This window comes from Shinella sumterensis (assembly GCF_004514425.2).
GTDB classification, from domain to species: domain Bacteria; phylum Pseudomonadota; class Alphaproteobacteria; order Rhizobiales; family Rhizobiaceae; genus Shinella; species Shinella sumterensis.
In genome coordinates, this window is the sequence record NZ_MYFN02000032.1 from 1 (window position 1) to 10,000 (window position 10,000).

Here is a 10,000-nt window from a genome sequence, read left to right on the forward strand (position 1 = left end):
CGGGTGCCAAGAGCGCGCAGGAGGCGATGGATTCGCTGTGCGCCGAGCAGGAGAAGGTGCTCGAACGCCTCGAACGCGCCGGCGTCCAGGGCGACATGGGCCCCAAGCTCGCCGAAGAGCACGATCTCGAATACTGGAACAAGGACGCCGTCGCAAAGGGCAACCTCGCTCCACAGCTCAAGATCGAAAACGAAAAGGAAAAACCCCTCACCGTAAACTACGACGAACTCGTCAAATCCTGGCAGAAGTAAATGACGGGGCTGCGGGCGGTTTTTTCGCCCGCAGCCGCTTTCATCTATCCCTCTTGCCCGTGCACCCCAAGGTGTGCGGGCTTTTTTGCTTGTCGGGGTCGGTGATACGCTATGGCCTGTAACCCGTGCAGACACCCTTCATATTCCTGCGCTTGTCGCACCACACGCACCCGCCGGAGCGCCTTTCCGCCGCACCGTACCCATTGGTACAGTTTGCGCATTGCACAGCGCGGGGTCTTCGGCTAAGAGACCCCGCGGTTTCTCCCGCGCGCCCGCGCGCACATATGGAATAGCGGTACATACCCATGGCACGCATCGTGATGAAATTCGGCGGGACCTCCGTCGCGGACCTCGACCGTATCCACAATGTGGCCCGTCATGTGAAACGTGAAGTCGACGCAGGCCACGAGGTGGCGGTCGTCGTTTCGGCCATGTCCGGCAAGACGAACGAACTGGTGGCCTGGGTGCAGAACATGCCGAAGGTGACGGGTGCAAACTCGCCCTTCTACGATGCGCGCGAATATGACGCCATCGTCGCCTCGGGCGAACTCGTCACCGCCGGCCTTCTTGCCATCGCGCTGCAATCGATGGGCGTCGACGCCCGCTCCTGGCAGGGCTGGCAGATCCCGATCCGTACGGACAACGCGCATGGCGCGGCCCGCATCCTCGATATCGACGGCGCGGAGATGATCCGCCGCATGGGCGCCGGACAGGTCGCTGTGGTGGCCGGTTTCCAGGGGCTCGGCCCCGACAACCGCGTCGCGACGCTTGGCCGTGGTGGCTCGGATACCTCGGCGGTCGCCATCGCCGCGGCCGTCAAGGCGGACCGTTGCGATATCTATACCGACGTGGACGGCGTCTATACGACCGATCCGCGCATCGAGCCCAAGGCACGCCGCCTGAAGAAGATCGCCTTCGAGGAAATGCTCGAAATGGCCTCGCTCGGCGCCAAGGTGCTGCAGGTGCGCTCCGTCGAGCTCGCTATGGTGCACAAGGTGCGCACCTTCGTTCGTTCCTCCTTCGAGGACCCCGATGCGCCGGGCATGGGCGATCTTCTGAACCCGCCCGGTACGCTGATTTGTGATGAGGATGAGATCGTGGAACAGGAAGTCGTAACCGGCATCGCCTATGCCAAGGATGAAGCGCAGATCTCGCTCCGCCGCGTTGCGGACCGGCCGGGCGTTTCTGCCGCGATCTTCGGCCCGCTGGCCGAAGCGCATATCAATGTCGACATGATCGTCCAGAACATTTCCGAGGACGGCTCCAAGACCGACATGACCTTCACCGTCCCCTTCGGCGACGTCGAGAAGGCGCTCAAGGTTCTCGAGGCCGCCAAGGAGCAGGTCGGTTTCGACGTGATCCAGCACGAAACGGGCCTGGTGAAGGTCTCCGTCATCGGCATCGGCATGCGCAGCCATGCGGGCGTCGCCGCTTCGGCCTTCCGCGCACTGGCCGAGAAGGGCATCAACATCAAGGCGATCACGACCTCCGAGATCAAGATCTCCATCCTGATCGACGGTCCCTATGCCGAACTTGCCGTTCGGACTTTGCATTCCGTCTACGGTCTCGATAAGAAGTAAGCACCGGCTGACTCGGCGTCGATCTCAGGATCGCCGGCGTGGGCATGCGCCGGTGGAGTAACGTCATTTTCGGGAGACGCCACGCGATGAGAGACCTCTCCGCGGGTCCGCGCGTTCTTCTCAAGCGGCTTCGCGAAATTATGGCGGAGCCGCTAGAGCCGCAGGAACGCCTTGACCAGATCGTGCGCCAGATCGCGCAGAACATGGTCGCGGAAGTATGTTCCGTCTACGTGCTGCGTTCCGACGGCGTTCTGGAGCTTTATGCCACCGAAGGCCTCAATCCCGGCGCCGTCCACCTTGCCCAGCTGAAGATGGGCCAGGGTCTCGTCGGCACCATCGCCGCATCCGCGCGGCCCTTGAACCTTTCCGACGCGCAATCGCACCCCGCCTTCACCTATCTCCCGGAAACGGGCGAAGAGATCTACCATTCGTTCCTCGGCGTCCCCATCTTGCGCACGGGCAGGGCACTCGGCGTGCTTGTTGTACAGAACAAGGCAAGCCGCACCTATCGCGAGGACGAGGTGGAGGCTCTTGAAACGACGGCGATGGTGATCGCCGAAATGGTGGCGACCGGCGAGCTGAAGAAGCTCACCAAGCCCGGCCTGGAACTCGACCTGTCCCGGCCCGTATCGATCGAGGGCGCGAGCTTCGGCGAGGGCATCGGCCTCGGCTATGTCGTGCTGCACGAGCCGCGCATCGTCGTCACCAACCTGCTCAATGAAGATTCCGAGCATGAACTCGGCCGTCTGGCCGAAGCGCTCGGATCTCTGCGCATTTCCATCGACGACATGCTGTCGCGCCGCGAGGTGTCGATGGAGGGTGAGCACCGCGAGGTGCTGGAAACCTACCGTATGTTCGCGCATGACCGCGGCTGGGTGAGGAAGCTCGAAGAGGCGATCCGCAACGGTCTCACCGCCGAGGCCGCCGTCGAGCGCGTGCAGAGCGAGACCAAAGCGCGCATGATCCGCCTGACGGACCCGTATCTGCGCGAGCGCATGCACGATTTCGACGACCTGGCCAACCGGCTGTTGCGCCAGCTCACCGGCTACGGCGCGAAGCTTTCGGCAAGCAACTTCCCGAACGATGCGATCGTCGTTGCGCGCGCGATGGGTGCGGCCGAACTGCTCGACTATCCGCGCGAGAACGTGCGGGGCCTCGTTCTGGAGGACGGCGCGGTCACCAGCCATGTCGTCATCGTGGCGCGTGCGATGGGTATTCCCGTCGTCGGGCAGGCGGCCGGGGTGGTCGCGCTGGCGGAAAACGGCGACGCGATCATCATCGACGGCGATGACGGGCGCGTGCACCTGCGTCCGCTGCCCGATCTCCAGCGTTCCTACGAGGAGAAGGTGCGTTTCCGCGCCCGCCGGCAGGAACAGTACCGCGCGCTGCGCGCCGTCGAGCCGGTCACGAAGGACGGACGGGAGATCAATCTCCAGATGAATGCCGGCCTGCTGGTCGACCTGCCGCATCTCAACGAGTCCGGCGCGTCCGGCATCGGCCTTTTCCGCACCGAATTGCAGTTCATGATCGCCTCGACGATGCCGAAGGCGGAGGAACAGGAAGCCTTTTACCGCAACGTTCTGAAGCACGCCGCCGGACGCCCGGTGACGTTCCGCACGCTCGATATCGGCGGCGACAAGGTGGTGCCGTATTTCCGCGCGGCGGAGGAAGAGAACCCGGCGCTCGGCTGGCGGGCCATTCGCCTGTCGCTCGACCGGCCCGGCCTGCTGCGCACGCAGCTTCGCGCCATGCTGCGCGCCGCCGCCGGCGCCGATCTGCGGCTGATGCTGCCGATGGTGACGGAGGTCTCCGAGCTGCGCGAGGTTCGCGGCCTCCTGCAAAAGGAAATCCAGCGGCAGTCGAAGATCGGCGAGCAACTGCCGAAGAAGCTGCAATTCGGCGCCATGCTCGAAGTGCCGGCGCTGCTCTGGCAGCTCGACGAACTGATGGCGGAGGTCGATTTCGTCTCGGTCGGCTCGAACGACCTCTTCCAGTTCGCGATGGCGGTCGACCGGGGCAATGCGCGTGTCTCCGATCGTTTCGATACGCTCGGGCGCCCGTTCCTGCGCATCCTGCGCGATATCGTGCGCGCCGGCGAGCGCAACGAGACCTCGGTGACGCTTTGCGGCGAGATGGCGAGCAAGCCGATTTCGGCCATGGCGCTGCTGGGTATCGGCTTCCGCTCGGTCTCGATGTCGCCCGCGGCGATCGGGCCGGTCAAGTCAATGTTGCTGTCGCTCGATGTAGCCAAGCTGGAATCGGTGCTGATTCCAGCGCTCGACGATGTGCGGCCGACGGCCTCCATCCGCCAGATCCTCGCCGATTTCGCGGCCGAGAACGGCATTCCGCTTTAAAGAAATGATGGGAGTCTGAACGGTGGCGAAGCTTCCCGTTGAAAAGATGCGCGAACTCGAACGCCGTTTCGGCGAGATCGAGGCGCGCATGTCGGCGGGTCCGGATTCGGAGACCTATGTCCGTCTCGCCTCCGAGTATTCCGAGCTTCAGCCGGTCGTGACCAAGGTGCGCGAATACGAAAAGGTTGCGGGCGAGATCGCCGATCTCGAGGCGCTGCTGGCGGACAAGACGACCGACCGCGAGATGCGCGATCTCGCGGACATGGAACTGCCGGAACTCAAGCAGCGGCTCGAGGCGCTCGAAAAGGAGATGCAGATCCTGCTTCTCCCGAAAGACGCCGCCGACGAGAAGAGTGCGATCCTCGAGATCCGCGCGGGCACGGGCGGCTCGGAGGCGGCGCTGTTTGCCGGCGATCTCTTCCGCATGTACGAGCGCTATGCTTCGGCCAATGGCTGGAAGGTGGAGGTCATCTCCTCGAGCGAAGGCGAGGCCGGCGGCTTCAAGGAAATCATTGCGACGATCACCGGCCGCGGCGTCTTCGCCAAGCTGAAGTTCGAATCGGGTGTGCACCGTGTCCAGCGCGTGCCGGAAACCGAGGCAAGCGGGCGCATCCACACGTCGGCGGCGACGGTCGCCGTGCTGCCCGAGGCGGAGGAGATCGACGTCGAGGTGCGGCCCGAAGATATCCGCATCGATACGATGCGCTCATCCGGCGCCGGCGGGCAGCACGTCAACACGACGGACTCGGCGGTGCGCATCACGCATCTTCCGACCGGCATCGTGGTGACGAGTTCGGAGAAGTCGCAGCATCAGAACCGCGCCAAGGCCATGCAGATCCTGCGCTCGCGGCTCTACGACATGGAGCGTCAGCGCGCTGACAGCGAACGATCCGCCGACCGCAAGAGCCAGGTCGGTTCCGGTGACCGTTCCGAGCGCATCCGGACCTACAATTTCCCGCAGGGACGCGTGACCGACCACCGCATCAACCTCACCCTCTACAAGCTCGATCGCATGATGATGGGCGAGATCGACGAGGTGGTGGATGCGCTGCTGGCGGATTATCAGGCGGGCCTTCTGGCGCAGCTCGGCGAACAGGGCCGGGCATGAGCACGACGCTTGCCGAGGCGCTTGCCGCGGCGCGGCGCCGCCTGGAAGATGCGGGCATTGCGGATGCGGCGCGCGACGCACGGGCCTTGCTCGACGGCCTTCTGCATCTGTCGTCCACGGCCTTCCTTGTCGATGGGGACCGCTCGTTGACCGGCGAACAGATGACAATGATTGAAGGTGCGATCGAGCGCCGCGCCAAGCGTGAACCGGTGCATCGCATTCTCGGCCGCCGCGCGTTCTCGCGGCTCGACCTCATGCTTTCTCCTGATACACTCGAACCGCGGCCGGACACCGAGATCCTCGTGGACACGCTCGTGCCCCATGCGCGCCGGTTCGTGTCCGATCGGGGCGCCTGCCGCATTCTCGACCTTGGAACCGGCACGGGGGCAATCTGTCTCGCCCTGCTCGACCTGGTGCCGGGCGCAACTGGCGTCGGCGCGGATGTTTCCAGCGGCGCCCTTGAAACGGCCATGCGCAATGCCGATATGAATGGTCTCGCGGGTCGCTTCGACGTGGTCGAAAGCGACTGGTTTGCGGCGGTGACCGGGGTGTTCGACATCATCGTGTCAAATCCGCCCTATATCGTGCATTCCGTGGTCGAGACGCTGGACGAAGAGGTCCGGCTGCATGATCCGATTCTGGCGCTGGATGGCGGTGACGATGGGCTTGATGCCTACCGCGCCATTGCGGCCGGAGCTGCCGATCACCTCGCACAGGACGGCCTGGTGGCTTACGAGATCGGTTACGACCAAAAGGCATCCGTTACCGGGATCATGCGCGAAAAAGGTTTTGCGCGAATCGCAGCGGTAGAGGATCTTGGCGGCAATGATCGTGTCCTCGTCTTTTCGAAGCCAGTGTCTTTGTAGGCCATGCTGCCGCAGCGCAGCAAATTCCGCAGTCGCAAAGAAAAAGCTTGGAATTGTGAAGGAAGCGGGATAGGTTGCGGCCACGCACTGGGCAAGAGGTCATGGCGCAGCGATTTGTGCCGCGTGACCCGATCGTGAGGATTGCTCTCTCGAAGAGTTGCTAGGGTTGAAGGCTTCCCTGTGCGGGTACCTGTTAATTTGACGTCTTACGGCGACAGGACCACCGGCCGGCGTGGTTTGCCCGCGGGTAAGGATGCTTGATCTGGCGTGTCCCGATCAGGCTGCAGATACATGAATCATCGATACATGGATACGTTAGGTGAGTGACATATGAGGCCAGGACAGCAAAACAAGCGCGGCCGCGGGCGTAATAACAACAACAATAATAATAACAATAACAACAACAACCACCGCAAGGGTGGTAATCCGTTGACGCGAACTTATGACAGTTCTGGTCCGGATGTGAAAATCAGGGGCACGGCCCAGCATATTGCAGAAAAATATGCAGCCCTGGCCCGCGACGCCCAGAGCGCCGGTGACCGCGTCATCGCGGAAAACTACCTCCAGCACGCCGAGCACTATAACCGCATCATCGCTGCCGCGCAGGCGCAGATGCAGGAGCGCGCTCCGCGTGAAGACCGCCACGATGGCGGCGACCGCAACGATTACAATGATCGCGATGGTTTCGACCGGGATCACGACGACGAAGGCGGACATGGCGAGGAGCAGCAGGCTCCGGTTGCCGCCGCTGTCGCCGTTGAAGAACCCGTCGTCGATGGCTCTGGCCCGCAGCCGGTCATCGAGGGAACGCCCGCGGAAGTGGCGCTCGAAGAAGAAGGCGCTGCGCCGGCCGCCGGCCGTGCACCGCGTCGCCGCACTGCCGCCCGTCCGCGCCGCCCGCGTCGCGGCGAGGCCCAGGCCGCAGGTGGCGAGGACGGCCAGTCCGGCGGCGACGATGCCCCCGCCCTTGAAACCGCCTCCGAATAGGTGGACCCTGCCTTTACGCATTGCAGAACCCGGCCTTCGCGCCGGGTTCTTGCGTTTCGGCAAGGGCCGGAAAAATCTGCGGTGCCGTAGCCTGGGCTCCTTTAATTCCGAAAAATTCGCCACCATATTCCTCACAGGCGATCGGCCGGCAGCAGAGCCGGCCCTCGCGACGATGAGAGGCTTGCCTTTGAGGGAGCCTTATCCTGAATCATCGACCGGTGCCTGAAGGGCCGGCCGAGTTATGGAGGCCTATATGAATATCGAGAAATACTCCGAACGCGTTCGCGGTTTCCTGCAATCCGCCCAGACCAAGGCGCTTGCCGACGGAAATCCGCAGTTCACCCCCGAACATGTACTGAAAGTGCTGCTCGACGACGAGCAGGGCATGGCGACCTCGCTCATCGAGCGGGCCGGCGGCAATGCGCGCGATGCGCGGATCGCCAACGATGCCGCCCTTGCCAAGCTGCCGAAGGTTTCCGGCGGCAACGGGCAGGTCTACCTGTCGCAGCCGCTGGCCAAAGTCTTCACCACGGCCGAGGATGCCGCCAGCAAGGCGGGCGACAGCTTCGTTACCGTCGAGCGCCTGCTGCTGGCGCTGGCCATCGAAAAATCCGCCGCGACGTCCGACATTCTGGCGAAGGCCGGCGTGACGGCCGCGAAGCTCAACCAGGTCATCAACGACATCCGCAAGGGCCGCACCGCCGATACGGCGAGCGCCGAGCAGGGCTTCGATTCGTTGAAGAAGTTCGCCCGCGACCTGACTGCCGATGCGCGCGAAGGCCGTCTCGATCCCGTCATCGGCCGCGACGACGAGATCCGCCGCACGATCCAGGTCCTGTCGCGCCGCACCAAGAACAACCCGGTTCTCATCGGTGAGCCCGGCGTGGGCAAGACCGCGATCGCCGAAGGCCTTGCGCTGCGCATCGTTAACGGCGATGTGCCGGAAAGCCTCAAGGACAAGAAGCTGATGGCGCTCGACATGGGCGCACTGATCGCCGGTGCGAAATACCGCGGTGAATTCGAGGAGCGCCTGAAGGCCGTTCTTGCCGAAGTGCAGGCGGAAGACGGCGAGATCATCCTGTTCATCGACGAGATGCACACGCTGGTCGGCGCCGGCAAGGCGGATGGCGCCATGGACGCATCCAACCTGCTCAAGCCCGCGCTTGCCCGTGGTGAGCTGCACTGCGTCGGCGCCACCACGCTCGACGAGTACCGCAAGCATGTCGAGAAGGACGCGGCCCTTGCCCGCCGGTTCCAGCCTGTCATGGTGGACGAGCCGACCGTCGAGGACACGATCTCGATCCTGCGCGGCCTGAAGGAGAAGTACGAGCAGCACCACAAGGTCCGGATCTCCGATTCGGCTCTCGTTGCCGCTGCCACGCTTTCCAACCGCTACATCACGGATCGTTTCCTGCCGGACAAGGCCATCGACCTCATGGACGAAGCCGCCTCGCGGCTGCGCATGCAGGTGGATTCCAAGCCGGAAGAACTCGACGAGCTCGACCGCCGCATCATCCAGCTCAAGATCGAGCGCGAGGCCCTGAAGAAGGAAACCGACCGCGCATCGCAGGATCGTCTCGAAAAGCTTGAAGTCGACCTTGCGGCGATCGAGGAGGAAGCCTCCGCGCTGACGGCCCGCTGGCAGGCGGAGAAGTCCAAGCTCGGCCGTGCCGCCGACTTGAAGCGTCAGCTCGACGAGTTGCGCAACGAACTCGCCATTTCGCAGAGAAAGGGTGAATTCCAGCGTGCGGGCGAACTCGCCTACGGCATTATTCCCAAGCTCGAAAAGGAGCTGGAGGAAGCCGAAGGCAGCGATGCCGGCGATGTCGATCCGATGGTGCAGGAGGTCGTGACCGCCGACAACATCGCGCATGTGGTTTCCCGCTGGACGGGCATCCCCGTGGACAAGATGCTGGAAGGCGAACGCGACAAGCTGCTGCGGATGGAAGACGATCTCGCCAAATGGGTCGTCGGCCAGGGCGATGCCGTGCAGGCGGTCTCGCGCGCCGTGCGCCGCGCCCGCGCCGGCTTGCAGGATCCGAACCGGCCGATCGGCTCGTTCATCTTCCTCGGTCCGACCGGCGTCGGCAAGACGGAGCTGACCAAGGCGCTTGCCCGCTTCCTCTTCGACGACGAGACGGCGATCCAGCGCATGGACATGTCGGAATACATGGAGAAGCACTCCGTGGCCCGGCTGATCGGTGCGCCTCCCGGCTATGTCGGTTATGAGGAAGGTGGTGCGCTCACCGAATCCGTCCGCCGCCGGCCCTACCAGGTCGTGCTGTTCGACGAGATCGAGAAGGCGCATCCCGATGTCTTCAACGTGCTGCTGCAGGTTCTCGACGATGGTCGCCTGACCGATGGCCAGGGCCGCACCGTGGACTTCCGCAACACGATGATCATCATGACCTCGAACCTCGGCGCCGAATACCTGACGGCGCTTGGCGAGAACGAGGACAGCGACACGGTTCGCGACCAGGTGATGGATGTCGTGAAGACGGCATTCCGCCCGGAATTCCTGAACCGCGTCGACGAGATCATCCTGTTCCACCGCCTGCGGCGGTCGGAAATGGGTGCGATCGTCGATATCCAGCTGGCCCGCCTGCGCCGGCTTCTGGAAGATCGCAAGATCGTTCTCGAGCTGGACGAGGAGGCCGTGCACTGGCTGGCGGAGAAGGGCTACGATCCGGTCTATGGCGCTCGTCCGCTGAAGCGCGCGATCCAGAAGCACCTTCAGGATCCGCTCGCCGAGAAGATCCTGGCGGGCGACATCCCGGACGGATCGATCGTCAATGTCACGGCCGGCTCCGATCGCCTGCTGTTTGCGCCGCGCGGTGCGGCGGTCAGCAAGGCG

The 10,000-nt window shown here is 63.8% G+C and carries 6 protein-coding genes and 1 pseudogene (1 of these 7 cut by a window edge); all 7 read left to right on the forward strand.

Annotated features, from left to right (window positions below; translation table 11 throughout):
* A pseudogene (locus B5M41_RS26270) lies at positions 1-251 on the forward strand (carbohydrate ABC transporter substrate-binding protein); the annotation flags it as partial.
* 305 nt (positions 252-556) lie between these two features.
* Complete coding sequence (locus tag B5M41_RS26275; RefSeq protein WP_134652902.1) at positions 557-1,831, forward strand: aspartate kinase; 1,275 nt, start codon at positions 557-559, stop codon at positions 1,829-1,831.
* A gap of 86 nt (positions 1,832-1,917) precedes the next feature.
* On the forward strand, positions 1,918-4,185 hold the full coding sequence (ptsP, locus tag B5M41_RS26280; RefSeq protein ID WP_134652900.1) for a phosphoenolpyruvate--protein phosphotransferase: 2,268 nt from the start codon (positions 1,918-1,920) through the stop codon (positions 4,183-4,185).
* 22 nt (positions 4,186-4,207) lie between these two features.
* On the forward strand, positions 4,208-5,293 hold the full coding sequence (gene prfA / locus B5M41_RS26285) for a peptide chain release factor 1 (RefSeq protein WP_134652898.1): 1,086 nt from the start codon (positions 4,208-4,210) through the stop codon (positions 5,291-5,293).
* Positions 5,290-6,159 carry a peptide chain release factor N(5)-glutamine methyltransferase gene (gene prmC, locus B5M41_RS26290; RefSeq protein WP_134652896.1) on the forward strand — a complete coding sequence of 290 codons (870 nt, stop codon included), beginning with the start codon at positions 5,290-5,292 and terminating at the stop codon, positions 6,157-6,159. Before prfA ends, prmC begins: the two co-directional genes overlap by 4 nt.
* A gap of 330 nt (positions 6,160-6,489) precedes the next feature.
* The gene (locus B5M41_RS26295; protein WP_134652894.1) at positions 6,490-7,146 is read left to right on the forward strand and encodes a DUF4167 domain-containing protein; all 657 of its coding nucleotides are present in this window, start codon (positions 6,490-6,492) and stop codon (positions 7,144-7,146) included.
* Between the two features lie 253 nt (positions 7,147-7,399).
* A protein-coding gene (gene clpB, locus B5M41_RS26300) for an ATP-dependent chaperone ClpB (RefSeq protein ID WP_134652892.1) crosses the window boundary here: on the forward strand, positions 7,400-10,000 show its 5' portion. 6 nt of this gene lie beyond the right edge of the window; the window shows 2,601 of its 2,607 coding nt (coding positions 1-2,601); the start codon lies at positions 7,400-7,402; its stop codon lies off the right edge, out of view.